This window comes from Mesorhizobium sp. LCM 4576 (assembly GCF_001854815.1).
GTDB classification, from domain to species: Bacteria; Pseudomonadota; Alphaproteobacteria; order Rhizobiales; family Rhizobiaceae; genus Mesorhizobium; species Mesorhizobium plurifarium.
This window is the reverse complement of record NZ_MDDT01000008.1, coordinates 15,378-31,716: the sequence shown is the minus strand read 5'-3', so window position 1 is coordinate 31,716 and position 16,339 is coordinate 15,378. Positions and strand designations below refer to the sequence as shown.

Here is a 16,339-nt window from a genome sequence, read left to right as displayed (position 1 = left end):
GCCTCTCAACCGTTTTCGTTGAGATTGTAGCGCTTGATCTTGTTGGCAAGCCCCACGCGCGACAAACCGAGTTCGGAGGCGGTGCGGCTCTGGTTCCAATGGTTGCGGATAAGAGCGCGCCCGACGATCTGCTTTTCCAGGCTCTCGACCTGGTCCTTGAGCGTGGTGCCCTCGGGCACGAAGCCCCTGAGGCCGTCGCCCTGCTTGCGAGCGGATGCGGCGGCGAGCAGCGAGGGCGCCATGTTGCGGGTGGTGATGTATTCGCCATCCTTGGTCAGCGCGACCATGCGGCGGATCTCGTTCTCCAGTTCGCGGACGTTGCCGGGAAAGCCGCAGAGGGCGAGCTTCTCCAGCGTGTTGGCGGTGATGCCCAGAACCTTGCGGCCCATGGCATCGGCATGCTTGGCGGCAAAGAACTCGGCCAGCGGCCCGATGTCGTCCGGTCGTTCCCGCAGCGGCRGCACCTCGAACTCGAAGCCCTTCAGCCGGAAATAGAGGTCCTGGCGGAACCTGCCTTGCGCGACAAGGTCCTGCAAAAGCTTGTTGGAGGCCGCGATGATGCGGACGTTGCAGTGGATGACCTTGTCAGCGCCCAGCGGCTTGACCTCGCCTTCCTGGAGAAAGCGCAGCAGGCTGACCTGAAAGGATGGCGACACATCCGAAATCTCGTCGAGAAAGACCGTTCCGCCATCGGCGGCGCGAAACAGGCCGAGGCGATCGGAAATCGCCCCCGTGAAGGCGCCGCGCTTGTGGYCGAACAGCTCCGATTGCAGCAACTCGTCGGGCATGCCGCCACAGTTCTGGACCAGGAGAGGACTCGCGCGCCTCGGCGAATTGTAGTGGATGGCGCGCGCCAAAAGCTCCTTGCCGGTACCGGTTTCGCCCTGGATCAGGATCGGCAGTTCCGTCGCCGCCGCCTGCCGCGCGAGATCGCACATCTCCGCCATCTTCTCGCTGGCGTAGACGAGCTTTTCGAACTGATGGCTTTCCGGCCTGAACGCCGGGTCGCGGCGCTCTCCGAACATGAGTGCGCCGGAAATCTTGAATTCCCGCGAAAGTATGCGATGCCGGCGATGAAGTTCGCGCGCTTCCAACGCCCGCTCGACGACAAGGCCAAGCTGCGCCGGGTCGAGCGGCGTCAGAAGGAACTGATATATCGCGGCCTTGGAGAGCTCATGATGCGATACCGACGAAGGAGCCCGTCTCACATAGACACGCATGATCTCCGGATGCGAGACGCGCAGGCGGGTGAGGAAATCGAGGCCGACGGTCTCATCCTGCCGGTCTTCGGCGACCGCGAGATCGACATGAATGCTGCTCATCGCGGTCAGGGCTTCGGCCGGGCTGCCGACCAGCAGGACCCGATAGGCATAGCGTTCCGACAGCACTTCCAGGCTGTCCGACCAGTCGCTGCCTGGACGAGCGACAATGACGACCGTACCCGAATGATCCATGAAACTATGTTTCCAAAGTGTCTACTTGATTAGCAGTTCGTTCTCCTCGGCGCAACGTMGGTGTGTCGACTGGCCGAAGACTGGAACCTCACCCATTTCGCCCCGACGGGGGGARCAATTCCAGGAACAGCGTGTAACGACTTTCGTGCGGAATTGCTTGAAAAACAAAGAGAAGGGGTGGTTCGCCGGTTCCTTGAAACAGTGAAGCGCTCTAACGTCCTGTGGGCAAGCAGGCGACAGAAATCAACCGGCTGGTCCGTCAAGGAGGTGAAAGGGTGGAACTCGGGCGACGACCATGGCAGGGCTAGATTGCGCAGGATCAGATCGGCGCCRCTGAAGTTCTCATGACAGGTGAACTGGCTGGGGGTTATCACAGTGCGCATGCCGGCAGCGCGCGCGGCCAGAAGCCCGTTCCTGGAATCCTCGATGCAGAGRCACTCCAGGCCGTTGAGGTCGAGATCCGAAAGCACCAGTCGATAGACCTCCGGATGCGGTTTATTGGCGCTTACGTCCTTGCCGGTGCGGATGCTGGCGAACAGTCGAAGCGCCTCGGCGCCCAGAGTTGACCGAAGAAGCGAGACCACGTCGGTCTGCTTGTGGTCGTGCCGATGGCGAGCACCAGACCCCGGTCGTGGCCGATGAAGGGGACAGGCATTGAAGTTGGTTGCAGGATACAGGACTTAAACATTCGGCATGGAACCGGGTCGCGCCAGCGGCAGCAATCGAAGATCGGGGGCTGTGCTGCCGACAATGCCCTTCGACTAACGAAAAGTTCTATTCGGGCGGCCTCGTCGGCTTTAAAGGTCACACCCCGCACTTGCCAATTTTGCACCCGAACGGTATCAGGCGGCCCAGTTCTGCCCTGCTTTAGGGTTGATGAACCCGCTCGGGATCAAATTCGGCTCTGATACCGATCGGGAGCCCCAGGCCTTGAATCAAATAGGAAGTAAGATTATGTTCCCGATCGGGAGCAAACGATGACCAAGACCTCTCAATCCATCGGCGCCACGAGCGCAACAGACATCGCAAAGCTGCTTGCCCAGGCAGGTCCTTCCCAGGAGCTGGCGAAGCTGCTTATGGAAATCAACGCGTCTGGCGACGCCTTCAAGAACGTCACGAGAGACCCGTCGCGCCCCAAAGACACGATCAAACTCGCCTTGAACGCCACAGAGATCGCCAAGGCAATTTCGCAGATTCCTCCAACCCAAGCCCTGGCGAAACAAAGTGCAGACATCAATGCGTCCAGCGAAGCACTCAAAGCGGTCAGTAAAGAATATTCACGTCAAGATGAGGCCATCAGGAGCTCATTGGACACGAGGGGAATTTCCGAGGCACTTACCAGCGTCAATGCCCTGGCGGACGTCAGCAAACGACTGACCGACGCAATGCCGCAGGTCAATCTGCAGCTTCCTGATGTTTCGGAATTCATTACGACTGCCCTGCCCAGAACGCTTCCCGACGCTTATCTGCCTCGCAGCAGCGGGAGCAGTGATGAGGACGAGGGCGCCGGCGCCGCCTCACCGCGCCATGGCRAGACGGATACGTTAGGGCTGGAGATCGTCTCCGCCTCAGATCTTGGGCGGCTAGTCCGGYGCGCTCGCGAGGGCCGACATCTCTCACAACAGAGTTTTGCTGACCTTGCCGGAGTGGGGCGCAGATTTTTATCCGAGTTGGAGAACGGCAAAGCCACACTTGAACTCGGCAAGGTCCTGAAAGTCGCGCACGCAGCCGGCATATCGTTGCTTGCTCGGGAACGATGATACATGGAGGTACTTGCCCTCGATGTGAGGCTCGACGGTTTCGCTGATCCGATCGGTGTCCTCGTGCGTGACGAAAACGRCTCAGTCGCCTTTGTCTACAAGGCTGATTACCTTCGAAAATCAGATGCGACCGCGTTGTCGCTCTCCCTCCCGCTCGCCGAAGAGCCTTATAACGACGTGACTACGCGAGCATTCTTCGACAACCTTCTGCAGGAGCGCGACGGTGTGCTCAGCGACGTGATGGCACGAGAAGGCCTAGCCCGCGATGACATAGCTGGCTTGCTGTATCACCTTGGAAAGGACTGTGCTGGCGCACTTTCCGTTCTTCCGTCCGGATCGCCACCGACAAAGGTTCCGGGCGACTATGAACAGGACTATGTACCCATTTCGCAAGATCGCATGATCGCGATCGTCGAGGCACTCCATCTGCGTAAACGCTTGCCTGATGGAACCGAAGATCCGTCTCCCTTGGCTGRCATACAAAGCAAAATAGCCGTGACTGTTCTGCCGGACGGTAGGTTTGCTGAACCGAGGCACGGATCTGGAGCGCCGACGACACACATCCTCAAGGTGCCCGACCGCGATCATCAGCAGGATGCCCGGTATGAGGCCGAGGCRATGAGACTTTCCCGAGAGCTTGGCTTCAACACGGCTGAAGCCTCAATGGTGCCGATTGGCGGAATCGATGCGCTACTGGTGACTCGCTTCGACCGAGGCAGRGATCGACAGAATAGGATCGTGCGTCTTCATCAGGAGGATTTCGCGCAGGCGCTCGGTTTGGCCGCTTCAATGAAGTACGAAAGGCGTGGCAAGGCAGGCCGGCGCTTCGACGTTTCGGCTATCCGCAGGATACTTGAGACGACAGTCGATCCCGCCCAGGCCAAGGAGACCTTCATTAGGGCTACCATATTCGATCTCCTGGTCGGCAATAACGATGGACACGCAAAAAACTTCGCGCTGCTCTATGAACGGGGGGGCAGAATCCACTTTGCGCCGCGCTACGATATCCTGCCGACCAGGCTGGATGACACTCTGACAGACGAACTCGCTTACAGGATCGGTGAGGCTGAAACGCTCGATGGAAGTTACCTCAGAAGAGTTCGATGCGTTTCTCCTAGCATTGGGAATAGAAAGTGCTGCAGCACGCAAACGCATGCATGAGCGTTACCCATCGCAGATTGCATCGGGCCTCGCTGACTGCCTGAGCGCTCTTGAAGCGCGTCAGGCGAAGCGTTTCRCTGACTTGATCGCGACCAACATGCGCGTGCTCCTCGGTGCGCTGAGATTGGAAATACCCGATTTGGCGAGGGACCGAGACGAGTTCATTGGCCGAGCCGGCGGATGGCTGATGAGTTGAAATCCAATAGAGACTTGCCGCTTATGTACTCGGGACATAGAAAAACCGGCGGCCGACGCATACTGCTTGGGGCGGGGTGAGGGACATGAAAMCGTCGGCCGCCGGTGTGCGGCAAGAGTGCGTCATCAATGACGCCGGCCCGGAAGGGCCGACCATCAGTCTGCCAACTTATGGTGAACAGATGGTTACGATCCGCAGGCTTCACTCGCCCTCTTGTTGGGCAATCTCCCAAATAGCCCATTGATCGCCGGGATATTGACATTGCGGCTGGCGCGCTACACGCTCGAGGTATGGTCGAAGAGGATACCCACATCGTATCTCGTTTCGCCCGCATTCCCATCGGCGGGATGCGGGGATATCGATTGCGCTAGCCTCATATTGYGGTAACGATCCCTTGRCCTCGCCACCCTGGACGAGGCTTTCAGCATGAGCAGTACCTCGTCCCATTACCAGGACAGAGTACACAATGGCACAGAACATCTACGACCATCCCGACTTTTTTTTGGGCTACGTCATGTTCCGCGATCACGAGCCCGATGGCGCAGTGCGTACCTGCACGACGCTGCCGCCGGGCCGGGTGGACCGCTCGCCATGCGGTACCGGAAGTTCCGCCAACCTCGCGGCGCTTTTTGCACGCGGCCTGGTGAAAGTCGGCGATGCCCGCCTCTCTCGGTCCATCATCGGCGGCGAGTTCACGGCCGAGGCGATAGGCGAAACGGAAATCGGCGGCCGCAAGGCCGTGCTGCCGCGCATCACCGGCCGCGGTTATGTATACGGGCGCTCACAATTACAACCGTTCCCTGCCGGCTTTGTGCTCTCCGACACTTGGGGACCTCAGGTCGATCTATTGACGTAAGTGAGACAAGGATGGGCAAGCTGATTGGCGGCTTAGACTGTTCTCGTTATGGCGGAATCCGGCGATATCGGCGCGGTAATCGTGAAAATTTGCCGCGGAWGGATCCCGTCCCATCGCTTAGTACGGTCGCATAGGCTAAGCGCCGAACGCTGCTGGCGCGCTGGCGCCGCTGGAAATCGGCTGGGCAAAAGGAGTTTCAGCTCAACTTTTTGCCGCTGCCGTCCTCGCGAGGGAAGCTATCCGRCACTTCAAGGCAACGGCGGGCGACGCACCGTCAATATGGCGAGTCGCGCCGTCCATCGCGGGGATGCCAATGCCCTAACGACGCGAGCAAGGCAGCGCTCCTCAATCTGACGAAGTCCATTGCTGCACCTTCCGCACTGATGGCGTGACGGCCGTTGCAATCGCGCCGGCGGGGTGCGAACCGACATGGCTGACGATTTTGTCGCGGCGCCCGGCGAGCAAGCCGCGGTCGCGGATATTCCGATTGGCGAGATGGCCTTGCCGGCCGAGGTCGTCCAACTTGTCGCCTTCGTGATGCGCCCATCGCAGGCCTCGGTCAAAGGTGCGACGCTCGACGCCGACGGCGGCAGTTATGACGAGCACCGCATCGGCAAACTGGGGAGCGGCAGYGCTCACCACATCCGGTGAGCGATCAACACCGCACACGAACGATGCGCCACGGTTGCGATCGCAGATCAAGGCGAACCCGGCTTACTGCGACGCCGAGCAGCTACCGATCTGGTGGCTCAAGAAGCGCGATCTGATTCCGGGCGGCCCCGACCTCACACCCGAGGAGATTAAGCCGAATCTTCTGGAGGAGATCGTCACCACCATCCCCGCCCTCAACTAATCCCTCCTGGTCGCGCGCGCTGGTTCCTTCTATCGCAAATCCCAGCCGAAGCCCGCCGGCCGTTTTCGGCTCCCTTGTAGCCATATCAACGGCCGCAGATCACCGATTGCGTCGGCGCTGCCAATCCGAAGCATCCACCGTTGGCGCCATCACCTCGAGCACGACAATATCGTCTCTGTCTGGCCTCGAAGGCGCGCAGCACGTTCAGGTGGGCCGAGTTCGCGTTCAATGGTTTCTTGCGCTGAGAACTCAACCGGTTCGTGGCCAGGACCGTCTCATGAAACTACTGCTCGGTTGCGGATTTTGCGGCCTTAGGGACCTCGAACCCCGATCGAGAATTGGGCCGTCAATACGGCCGGTTACAAATGCGTGTCAATCCGCGAACCCGGCAGGGATTCGCCGATTGAAGGGGACTGGCGGTAGGGCTGTTTTTGATCCAGTGCTTCACAGGTGGGCGTCTGCCCCGGTTAGCCTGAAAATTCAAAGTTATAGCTGCATGGAATTCATGAGATTACACAAAGTGCAAAGTGGAAGGGCGAAATGTGATCCATCCGTAATATGGATGGACATTATCCAAGCAATCGATTTTCAAGAATCCAAAGTAAAGTGTAAAAAGTACGATGGGGGCCATCATCAGGAGTATGTCCGATGGCAAACCCTCTTCGCGGCATGACTGGACCCGGCACCGTCTTCAGCAGCGAGAGCGACGATCTGATAGAGCGGCCTCATGGCATTGACTGGATCGACCGTCGGGGCGGCCACGAGTCCACCCCGTCCGGAGAAGTCATTTGCGGCGCAAGGAGCGACCAGATGTTCGGACAGGAGGGCGTTSACTACCCTCTACCCGACAACGTGCGTGACAAACCGCGCACTCTTAGGATGTTTTGACGTGCTTGATGGGTGATGAAATGCGAACTCTGCTTATTGACCATCATGCCCATCTTACACGCACGATACAGGGGGCGCTCGAGGATTGCGGTTTCGCCGTTGATGTGGCTCGTACCCTGGACGAGGCATCCACTGCATTCTGTTGTGCGAGCTATGACATTCTCCTGTTGGAGTTGGTCATGCCGGACGGTGATAGTTTGCCCTGGTTGACACAGTTAAGGAGCAACGGTCATTCGGTTCCTGCGCTCATCATGAGCAGTATCGACGATCTCGAAAAGCGTATTGCGATTTTCAACGGTGGTGCGGACGATTTCCTGCCAAAGCCAGTCTGCACCGAAGAACTCATCGCCAGAATGCGGGCCATTCTGCGGCGTTCAACACAGATTGCCGATCCCACCGTTGAATTTGGCAATCTACAATTCGATCCGATCGGTCGACAAGTTTTCGTTGGGGGCCAGCCAATAAAGATAGCACGCCGCGAATTGTGTATTCTCGAGCATCTACTCAACCGCGCAGGTCGCACTGTTCCACGCGCGCAGCTGGAAGATAGCCTCTATGCGTTCGACGATGAAGTTTCGGCCAACGCCCTCGAAGTCGGCATCTATCGCTTGCGCAAAAACCTGTGTCAGTCAGGGGCAACCMTCCGAATCAACACAGCGCGTGGCATTGGCTACATTCTTGAATCGATTGACGCACGATCTGCCTAACCTGGTCGCATGTTGAAAGCGAAGATTGCCTTGAAAGTCGTTCCTAATGGCCATTCCCCCGCCAATCGGCGGTCGACCGTCATTGGCGGTTTGAGAACTATGGTTTCTCCTTGCCCGGCCTATCTTCTTTGCGCGCTCATTTTGTTTTCCCCATTTTCTGCCACGGCCCAAGACAAACGGTATGAAGGCGCACCGCGTGCCACTGCCAATAGCATCAACGGCACGCTGAATCTTTCCTCTTCGCTCGGCAAGACAATTCATTTATCCGCGCCGGCCGCCAGCGTCTTTATTGCTGATCCGACGATCGCAGATTTTCAGGCACCCTCGAATAAGACTGTCTTCGTCTTTGGCAAGAAATCCGGGCGGACCAGCCTATTTGCCTTGGACGCCAACGGGGAGGCTCTCGCCCAGTTGAATATTGTTGTCACTGAACCAATCGAGGATCTGCGCGCCATGTTGAGGACTCGGGTCGGCGACTATCCAATCMACGTCAGCTATACGCCACGCGGTGCGATCCTTAGCGGGACAGCGCCCAATGCCCAAGTCGTCGACACCGCGACGAAAGTCACTGAGCAATTTCTCGGTGACGGCGCGCAGGTCGACAATGAGATTCAAGTCGCTGGGTCGTTACAGGTCAATCTGAGTGTGCGCGTAGCTGAGGTCTCCCGTAGCGCCATGAAGGAACTCGGTATCAACCTGTCCGCTTTCGGCAAGATCGGCAATTTGACAGTGGGTTTGGCCAGCGGCAAAGGTGGCGGTTCTGGTGCGGCGAGCGGCGGCGGTACGRCCGGCGTCGCGTACAATGATGGCAATGTCAGCCTTGGGGCGGTTCTCGACGCGCTCGCAAAGGAGCATGTCGCTTCTGTCTTAGCTGAGCCGAATCTCACCGCGATGTCCGGTGAATCCGCCAATTTCCTGGCCGGCGGTGAATTTCCCATTCCGGTCGTGCAGGGGAGTGGGCAAGTTTCGGTTGAATTCCGTCACTTCGGCATCGGCTTGGAGTTCGTGCCAACGGTGCTTAATAACGAGCAGATCAATATTCGCGTGAAGTCGGAAGTCAGTGAACTGTCGACACAAGGTGCGGTCCAAATCAACGGTATTTCTGTGCCTGGCGTCTCCACACGGCGTGCCGACACCGCCGTTGAGCTCGGCAGCGGYCAAAGCTTCGCAATCGGTGGGCTGATCAGGCGGAACGTCAATACTGATATCCGCGCCTTTCCCTGGCTGGGCGACTTGCCGATCCTCGGCGCCCTTTTCCGTTCTTCATCATTTCAAAAGGAGGAGACGGAACTGGTTATCATAGTCACCCCTTACATCGTGAGGCCAGGATCAAATCCCAAGCAGATGAGCACGCCTACCGATCGCCTCGGCTCGGCTTCCGACGTGGGGCCCACTCCGATGAACTCATCGGAAAATCCGCCGCAAGACCACGCTACCGGCGGCTCAGGCGTCCTGGACGGCTTCATCATTGAATAGTGACGCCCAATAACGATGCGGATCACAATCCTTCTGGTCGCTCTGAGCGCGAGCGTGAGTGGCTGCAYAAGCTCCTCGCCGGTTGAGTCATCGACTGAAATCCTCGTCCGGCAGGAGAGCAACGTCTTGTTCTTGCAGAGCCTTCACTCTGTCGAACGGCAGCGTTTGCGTAATTTCATTGCGAGCACCAGCCGTGGCCGGCCCGATGCCGTCCATATTTCTATCAGCGGTCCGCCCTGRCTGRCCGCGGAGGTCGCCAGTCAGGTGATGGGGATGGGAGTTGACGCGTACCACATCCGCCTCTTTGAACAGCRCCACCGTTCTGCAGCGCGAATAGAGGCGATTGTCTACGATAGCCTCCCCCCTGACTGCCCGCCATTGTCCGGTCCTTTAGCCAATGACAGTTCCTTCGACCGGACGCTTGGCTGTTCGACGCGTCGCAATTTGGCGGTCATGGTCAACGACCCGCTCGATTTGATCGACAACAACGCTGTCAGGCCAAGTCTCGGTGATCGCGCGGCTATCCCGGTTGCCAAATACAGGACCTTCGAGACGGGCAAGACCAGCAGCGCAGAACACGAAAAGTAACAGCAATCATGACCATAGCACATACGCAACCAGGCATTACGCATGACGGCGTTTGCGCAAGGGCAGGAATGGTCGTTGGGTGGCAATGGGTATCGGTAGAGGCGTCACGCAACGGGCGATGCCCGGGGGCCATTAGGCGATCAGACTTGAGGAACCTCTTCCCAAAGGTCCTTCAGAGTGTCATCAGAATGTTGCCTGATTTCCCCGGGAATGAAGTTGCAATGATTGGATTTGCCTGATCGGCATTTCGGGCGTGAAATACCTCCTGTCCCGCGACGCATTTTCGATCGGCCTTGTACCGTATGCGCAAGGTGATCGGGATAGCTAGGGTGCTCCCGCTGTAGACGCTCGAGAAGCCCGCAACTCGTGCAACCAAAGCCTCCCCGCCACACCCGCGGATGGTGATGTTTATGGGAAGAGCCGGACGACAGCCGCGCTTTCAWTGAGTTCGCTATCGCAGTCGGACAAACGTCCCCTTGCCTGCCAGGCGATTCTAAGACCCCGCCAGGAACAGATCGATTGAAGGCTACGCTCCGCGTCGATGATCGGCATGCGGGACTTGTTGCCGGCGACATCCACGAAATCCTTTTGAATGGTGCGCCGACCATGCAATGGACGATCTATCGCACCATCGAGGGGTTCACCCCGTCGCAACCCAGCCCACCAATCAGGGCTGCAAAGTCTGCAGCCACTGATTGGCAGATAGGTCAATCCGCGCCGAAGGAGACGCGGATTGATTTGTCAGGCCACGCGTTGAGCCAGCGCCGCCACGCCGACAAAGTCCGAAACGCCTGCCGCTTGCATAGGGCCAGCCTCAAGGCTTGCCTTCAGATTGGTTAGATAATTCTCCGCGTAGGATTTGGCGGCCTCGACCGGTAGGTTGACGCCGGCCGTAAAGGCCTCTTCCAGCGCCGCCTTCGCGAGCCCATTGCGAATCGCGAGTTTGACCTCGGGGCCAGCGACAAGGCCCACAGCCTGAGCAGCGAAATCGAGCCCTGCTTCGGCCAATGCCTTCTTAATGTTGCCTCCACTAATAGCGGTATGAATGAGTTTCCCTGCTTGCGACGCCCCCTCGAGCGCCATTGAAACGGCATCGGCGATTTGGCCCAGGCCCGGAACGAAGCTGAGGAGGCCCACAGCCGTCGCGGCCCAATCAAAAACTTTGGAACCCACCTTGAGGACGCCGTCGATGGCGTGCATAAAAGCCCCGCCATTCTTCTTGGCAGACTTGGTATCCGGCTGGTCCGCCACACCCATCTTCATATCCGCGACCGCGTCCTGATCTGCCGCGGTTTTGGGAACATGGGCCTTCGCCTRCTGAACCGTGCGGTTCGCAACGGTCATATCGTTATAGAATTTGGCGAAGTCCCGGTTGCTAATGTTGCYGGAATCGACAGTATGTCCGCCGCCAAAATCGAAGAACCGATGATGGGTCTTGTAGCCCGTAATTGAATTGTTCAGCAAGCCGAACAATAGGGGATCTGACAGTAGCTGCGATGCCGCTTGTCGTACCTTTGGGCTGAGACTCTTGTCGTCCGCCATCTTCGCCAGTTTGTCGCGAGTCAGGACACCGCTATCAAAAAAGGCTTGCTGATTGCGGTTAATCACATCGAGCGTGTTCAGCTCGGGTTGCGTGAGGCTCATCGAGGATGAAGCGACTTGCAGGAAGTCGTATTTGTGGACCTTATCGATCGAGCCACCATACAACTGCTTCCAGGCATCTGGGTGAGTGAGGAAATATTGTGCGGCCGCAATGACTTGGGGCGGGCATTTGCCGGTTTTTGCTGTGCCGTCAACGATCTTCCCGAAATCACCCAAGCTCAGGTTCTCAGGTAGGTTGTCGGAGTACCGGTAAAGTTCACGCACTGCATCGTTCATGGTCATGACCGTCGGCTGACCATTTCCAGATCCGTCGGATGGGATGTAGTTCTGCTCGTAGCTTCGTGCCTGCTGGTCCTGGAAGGCGGCGACTTGTGGGTGAAGGTCTGAGAACCCGGACAAATCCTTGGCCTTGATCTTGCCGCCGCAGCGRCCATCACCCTGCGAGCCAATGGCATAAAAGAGCTCCGGGTCCTGCTGCAAACTTTCGATTGCAGCCTTAAGATCCGGCGGCGTGGACGGATCATTGGCTAGCCCGCTCAGCGAATCCCAACTGAGCGGGCATTTGTCCTTATGGCGGTTCAGCACCGCTACGATCTGCAGCTCGGGCTCAGTCAGCTTGCCGTCACACCACGTGATCCGCGTGCTCGCTATCGGCGCAGGCGCTATGGGAGGTGGTGCGACGGGAGGTGAAGCGACTGCAGGGGGGGCTTGATCCAACGATTTGAATGCCTCCCTCAGAGTGGGTGGCATGAGCTCGAGCGGGTGCTGTCGCAAGTCTTCCAGCGATGCCTTCACATCTGGCGGCAGTTCGTCCAGCGGGTGCTGCTGGAATTCGTCCATGRACGACTTCAAATTCGCTGGCGACGCGCTTAGTTGCGCGATGGAATCGGAAACTTTGTCCTGCGGCGAGCAGCTGGACAGCATCGCCTGGAAGGGCAAGAGCGCCCCTTGCCCGGTCTGGGCGACAATTTGGGAAGAAGTTTCTGGGCCCGCGCAGGCCTGTGGAGAGAGGGCGGGGTTGGAGCTATTTGCTGCCGAAAGGCTAAGCGACATCGTGCATCCTCACAGTTAAGATCAATTGCGTCACCTGGTGCCACCGTCGTTCCCGACGAATACCGAACGCCGGCCGCATGACTAACGTGCGGCTAATCAATGCTGCCGATTTTTGGTTCCTCGTCAGCGACAACACCGGTTACAAGCTTCAGCTGTCGAACAGCTGACGAGTGCGGAAGGAAACGCGATTGTTAGCGAATGGCGGCCGTGTTGCTTCCTGYGGGAAGCTGCGGTGTATGCTCAATTGTCATCTCTGGCTCTGTGCAGGCTCACGGACGACGCTGTCCTGGTGCGGCACCTCGGAAGAGAACGGTCCTTCAGGTCGCCCATCGCGAACGACCACGGTCGAGGAGCCACGAAACAACATCAGTTCCGTCTCCTTTGGGGGCGTCCCGGTGTCGTGAGGTCGCGCCTGTGCCTCCGCTACGAGACCGTTGTACGTCTGCTCTACAAGCACAATGAAGCGGGGTGGGCCRGAAACCATGACCAGGCCGTTTCCCGGTGCCGGTCTCACGACGTAGCGCTCGTCGGAAATTCCAAGCTGATCAAGGGCCGCCTTGAACACCTCGAAGCGGACTGAAGTCAAAACCAGCATACGAGTCTGCGCTTCTTTCGCAGCAGATACGTGGAGCACAAGCCCATCATAGTACCATTGGAGATCGTAGAGCTCGGTCAAGCGATCCAGAAACGCGCGCGGCGACATACTCGGCATACGCCCGCGGATGCGCCCCTTTACCTCGGAGCTGACGTCGACGTCGACATTGAGGTTGTTGCCGAATTCTCGCAAAGCGGCAGACAGGTCCTGATCCAGAACTGTATACCTATAAGGCGTCGACGGCAGCGACAGAGGGRCCGGCAGCGTTGTATCAATGCCGGTGGAGAGAAGGATTACGAGAAAGAGAACTCTCATCCCAATGTGCAGAATGGTGGATTGGAGTGTATTTTCCGGCATCTTGTCCCAAATCGAAAGCTGAAATTCGTGCTGACCTGAACGCCGAACGTGGCCTTTAAATGACGCTTCGTGGCCAGTTCGTCAGCTTGTGGTCAGTTGGCGTCCCTAGGACAGCAGCTCGATAGCAGGTGATGAACGATCAACTCATCACACTCAAACAGAACAACTGAGTCTTTGCATGACAATTGGTGTTACGTCCATCTCTGCCAATTTTGCCGACAACCTGTCTAGGGTGGGGGCAACGTCGGCGTGCGGCGAGCATGCCCAGTTTGAGTGCGCGCTTGTAGAGGCAGCCGCCTCGATTAAGAACGATGGCCCGTCGGCGAYGGCGGGGGCGGGGCCTGTTGCTCCAGTCCTGGAGGTTTCGCGCGCGACAAGCGAAACGAGCCCGTTGGGCGACCGCGTGCTCCAGACCCTTTCATCGCTGTACAGGGACAATGCCGTGGCACCTGCCACGCCCGACCAAGAGGTGCCCCTTGTGAAGGACGTCCTACCCGGGCCGGCGGAGCAGTTTCCTTCCCAAGCAGGGTCGGGAATGCGCATGTCAGGCGCTCCGCCAGGAAGGGAGAATTACGAAGCGATGATTGCTGGTCTGCGGGAAGTATACAGCGCCGTTACTGAGGTTTCTCTTGTCACCAAGAGTATCAGCGGCGCTACATCATCCGTGAACACTTTAATAAAACAAGGATGAACGAGGCGCATGATCGCGTCACCGCACGGCGAAGGCATTGATCGCCGCCCGCCTGGTCGGCGATCGTGTCATTATGTTTTGCCGCTACTCTTGATTCTGAGTGGTTGCAAGGACGATCTCTACACAAAATTGCAGGAACGCGATGCCAATGAGATGCTCGCGATTTTGCTTGACAACGGCGTGGATGCGGTCCGCGTCGCCGCCAAGGATGGGACCAGCACGCTCCAGGTCGAAAATGAGCAGGTTGCCTTCTCAATCAACCTGTTGAATGCGAAGGGGCTGCCGCGTCAGGTTTTCAAGAATCTCGGCGAAATTTTCCAAGGATCAGGCCTCATTGCCTCGCCGACCGAGGAGCGCGCCCGTTACGTCTATGCGTTGAACGAAGAATTGTCGCATAMCATTAGCGAAATCGACGGCGTTTTCTCAGCACGTGTCCATGTTGTTTTGCCTGACAACGACCTGTTGCGGGAGCGCGCCACACCATCCTCGGCCTCGGTATTCGTCCGGCACGATGCCAACATAAATGTCTCGGCTTTGCTGCCRCAGATAAAGATGCTCGTTGCAAACAGCATCCAAGGCTTGTCGTACGACAAGGTAGAGGTCGTATTCGTGCCGGCGGAACGGCCGGCAGTCGAGCAACGGCCTGCCTCGACCCAAGCAGCTAAATCAATTCCGGTGCCACTTCTGGCGGTCATTGTGGGGCTCGCCGTGGCAGTATTCGCGGTGCTGTCCTACTTGGCCAGTTCTCTTGTCTATAGGCGGAGGCAGCCATCGCAACGAGCAAGGCTCGAGGGGCGCTCGGGTGTTTCAGCGATCGGGGCCGCTCGAAAAAACACCATCGGCGATGCCGCATAGGAGGTATTCCGAATGCCAATACGGATGCAGACCCTCAAACGCAATGACTCGTTCAAATTGCCTTTTACGGTCTTGGGCGAGCTTGCCGCTTCAACCCATCCGACCCGCCTTGCTGCACGCCTTGACCCAGCTTTGTCGGCTGCGACGTTGGTGCGGCTGCAGAACAACCAAAGACTGCAGCCAAGACTGGCAAAATTGCTCCTCGACGATGGAATGGACCTGAATGGCAGCGTCTGGGGGTCGGACCTTCTACACGGGCATGATCCGCGCCAAGCTGCTGTGTTTGCCGGTAGTATCTGGCATGCCCGTTCGCTGCTGAAGCTGGTTTCCAAGCCTGAAGTTACCGTTCTGATCGAACGTATCGGCGCTGAAGCGCATACGTTTGGTATCCGACACCAGGCGCAGGCGATCTCAACCAGCTTGATCGCGGATCCGGAAAAACTCGCCCGACAGATTGAAAACGATGGATTAGCCTGTCTTGGGGTTTGGCTCGATGGGCATTCTTTGCTCGACCGCCACAGGGTGTTCCTACGCTTGCCCGTCGGGACCGCGGYCGAGAATCCTGCGACCGAATACCGCCATGCRGCAGACCAATTGTTTTCGCTTGTGCTGGCTCATCTGACGACTGAGGTCCCTGCGATATGACGCTCGACGATATCGAAGCTCCGGTCGCTCCGCGGATGCGCCCCGTCGGGCCGCTGGTCCCGGCCAGTGAGCTCGAAATCTGGCACAGTGCCTTTGRGGCGCGCGCGGCGGCGGAACGGTATCTGCTGCGGGTTCGCAACTGGGCGCGCATAGCATATCAGCGGGAACGGGAGCGCGGACGTAGTGAGGGGATGAATCGTGGCGCTGAGGAAATGGCGCGGCTGATCGCGCAGTCGGTCTCTGAAGCGGCACGCCAAAGGACAGCCCTGGAGCAGCAATTGCCACAACTCGTCATGGAGATCGTAAGCGACCTGCTGGGCGCTTTCGACCCTGGTGAGCTGTTGGTGAGCGCCGTTCGTCACGCGATCGACCGGAAAGGCGGCGCGGAAGTCCGCCTTAAGGTGTGTCCGACGCAAGTCGATGCCGTCGCAGGCGAGTTCGCTACATACGACGGACGGGAAGRCCGGCCGAAAGTTCGAGTTGATCCGGATCCGGCGCTGTCGCCGCAGCAATGCGTGCTGTGGAGCGACTATGGCAATGTCGATCTTGGACTTGATGYGCAATTCCGGGCGCTGCGCCTCGGCTTTGGATTGCAGTGCTAA

General features: G+C 58.3%; 15 protein-coding genes and 1 pseudogene. 12 read left to right on the top strand and 4 right to left on the bottom strand.

Features of this window, described 5'->3' with window-relative positions; translation table 11 throughout:
* Nucleotides 1-5: 5 nt before the first annotated feature.
* Both LCM4576_RS03755 and LCM4576_RS37690 read right to left on the bottom strand, forming a co-directional pair.
* A complete protein-coding gene (locus tag LCM4576_RS03755) occupies nucleotides 6-1,454 on the bottom strand; it encodes a sigma-54 dependent transcriptional regulator (protein ID WP_071030607.1) in 1,449 nt (482 codons plus the stop codon).
* A gap of 29 nt (nucleotides 1,455-1,483) precedes the next feature.
* Nucleotides 1,484-2,038, bottom strand: coding sequence for an HAD family phosphatase (locus LCM4576_RS37690; protein ID WP_157901195.1), 555 nt, complete (start codon nucleotides 2,036-2,038; stop codon nucleotides 1,484-1,486).
* Nucleotides 2,039-2,431: 393 nt separating this feature from the next.
* Here LCM4576_RS37690 and LCM4576_RS36745 point away from each other — a divergent pair, with 393 nt between their 5' ends.
* The 8 genes and pseudogenes from LCM4576_RS36745 to LCM4576_RS03705 all read left to right on the top strand — a co-directional run bounded on the left by LCM4576_RS36745 (nucleotide 2,432) and on the right by LCM4576_RS03705 (nucleotide 9,939).
* Nucleotides 2,432-3,214, top strand: coding sequence for a helix-turn-helix transcriptional regulator (locus LCM4576_RS36745; RefSeq protein WP_198540199.1), 783 nt, complete (start codon nucleotides 2,432-2,434; stop codon nucleotides 3,212-3,214).
* A gap of 3 nt (nucleotides 3,215-3,217) precedes the next feature.
* Entirely contained in the window at nucleotides 3,218-4,375 is a 1,158-nt protein-coding gene (locus LCM4576_RS03740; protein WP_071030605.1) for a HipA domain-containing protein, read from the top strand.
* A gap of 698 nt (nucleotides 4,376-5,073) precedes the next feature.
* Nucleotides 5,074-5,427 (top strand): annotated as a pseudogene (locus LCM4576_RS03730) (proline racemase family protein); the annotation flags it as partial.
* A 429-nt stretch (nucleotides 5,428-5,856) separates the two neighbouring features.
* Entirely contained in the window at nucleotides 5,857-6,078 is a 222-nt protein-coding gene (locus LCM4576_RS36740; RefSeq protein ID WP_052459187.1) for a hypothetical protein, read from the top strand.
* A gap of 34 nt (nucleotides 6,079-6,112) precedes the next feature.
* Nucleotides 6,113-6,280: a hypothetical protein gene (locus LCM4576_RS36465; protein ID WP_157901194.1), complete on the top strand. Its 168-nt coding sequence runs from the start codon at nucleotides 6,113-6,115 to the stop codon at nucleotides 6,278-6,280.
* Nucleotides 6,281-7,188: 908 nt separating this feature from the next.
* Nucleotides 7,189-7,875, top strand: coding sequence for a response regulator transcription factor (locus LCM4576_RS03715; RefSeq protein ID WP_071030625.1), 687 nt, complete (start codon nucleotides 7,189-7,191; stop codon nucleotides 7,873-7,875).
* Nucleotides 7,876-7,905: 30 nt separating this feature from the next.
* A complete protein-coding gene (locus tag LCM4576_RS03710; RefSeq protein ID WP_071030624.1) occupies nucleotides 7,906-9,351 on the top strand; it encodes a type II and III secretion system protein family protein in 1,446 nt (481 codons plus the stop codon).
* Nucleotides 9,352-9,366: 15 nt separating this feature from the next.
* A complete protein-coding gene (locus LCM4576_RS03705; protein WP_244510613.1) occupies nucleotides 9,367-9,939 on the top strand; it encodes a CpaD family pilus assembly lipoprotein in 573 nt (190 codons plus the stop codon).
* Between the two features lie 741 nt (nucleotides 9,940-10,680).
* Here the strand turns inward: LCM4576_RS03705 and LCM4576_RS03700 are convergent.
* A complete protein-coding gene (locus tag LCM4576_RS03700; RefSeq protein WP_071030601.1) occupies nucleotides 10,681-12,594 on the bottom strand; it encodes an HrpF/NolX family T3SS translocon protein in 1,914 nt (637 codons plus the stop codon).
* Nucleotides 12,595-12,841: 247 nt separating this feature from the next.
* Complete coding sequence (locus tag LCM4576_RS03695) at nucleotides 12,842-13,546, bottom strand: secretin N-terminal domain-containing protein (protein ID WP_116397874.1); 705 nt, start codon at nucleotides 13,544-13,546, stop codon at nucleotides 12,842-12,844.
* Nucleotides 13,547-13,724: 178 nt separating this feature from the next.
* Between LCM4576_RS03695 and LCM4576_RS03690 the strand changes: the two genes are divergently transcribed.
* From LCM4576_RS03690 to sctL, 4 genes are read left to right on the top strand one after another with little or no spacing between them, the layout of a single operon-like run.
* Complete coding sequence (locus LCM4576_RS03690) at nucleotides 13,725-14,237, top strand: nodulation protein NolB (protein WP_071030600.1); 513 nt, start codon at nucleotides 13,725-13,727, stop codon at nucleotides 14,235-14,237.
* A 9-nt stretch (nucleotides 14,238-14,246) separates the two neighbouring features.
* Nucleotides 14,247-15,092, top strand: coding sequence for a type III secretion system inner membrane ring lipoprotein SctJ (gene sctJ / locus LCM4576_RS03685; protein WP_071030599.1), 846 nt, complete (start codon nucleotides 14,247-14,249; stop codon nucleotides 15,090-15,092).
* A gap of 12 nt (nucleotides 15,093-15,104) precedes the next feature.
* Entirely contained in the window at nucleotides 15,105-15,737 is a 633-nt protein-coding gene (locus LCM4576_RS03680) for a nodulation protein NolU (RefSeq protein ID WP_071030598.1), read from the top strand.
* Nucleotides 15,734-16,339 carry a type III secretion system stator protein SctL gene (sctL, locus tag LCM4576_RS03675; RefSeq protein WP_071030597.1) on the top strand — a complete coding sequence of 202 codons (606 nt, stop codon included), beginning with the start codon at nucleotides 15,734-15,736 and terminating at the stop codon, nucleotides 16,337-16,339. Before LCM4576_RS03680 ends, sctL begins: the two co-directional genes overlap by 4 nt.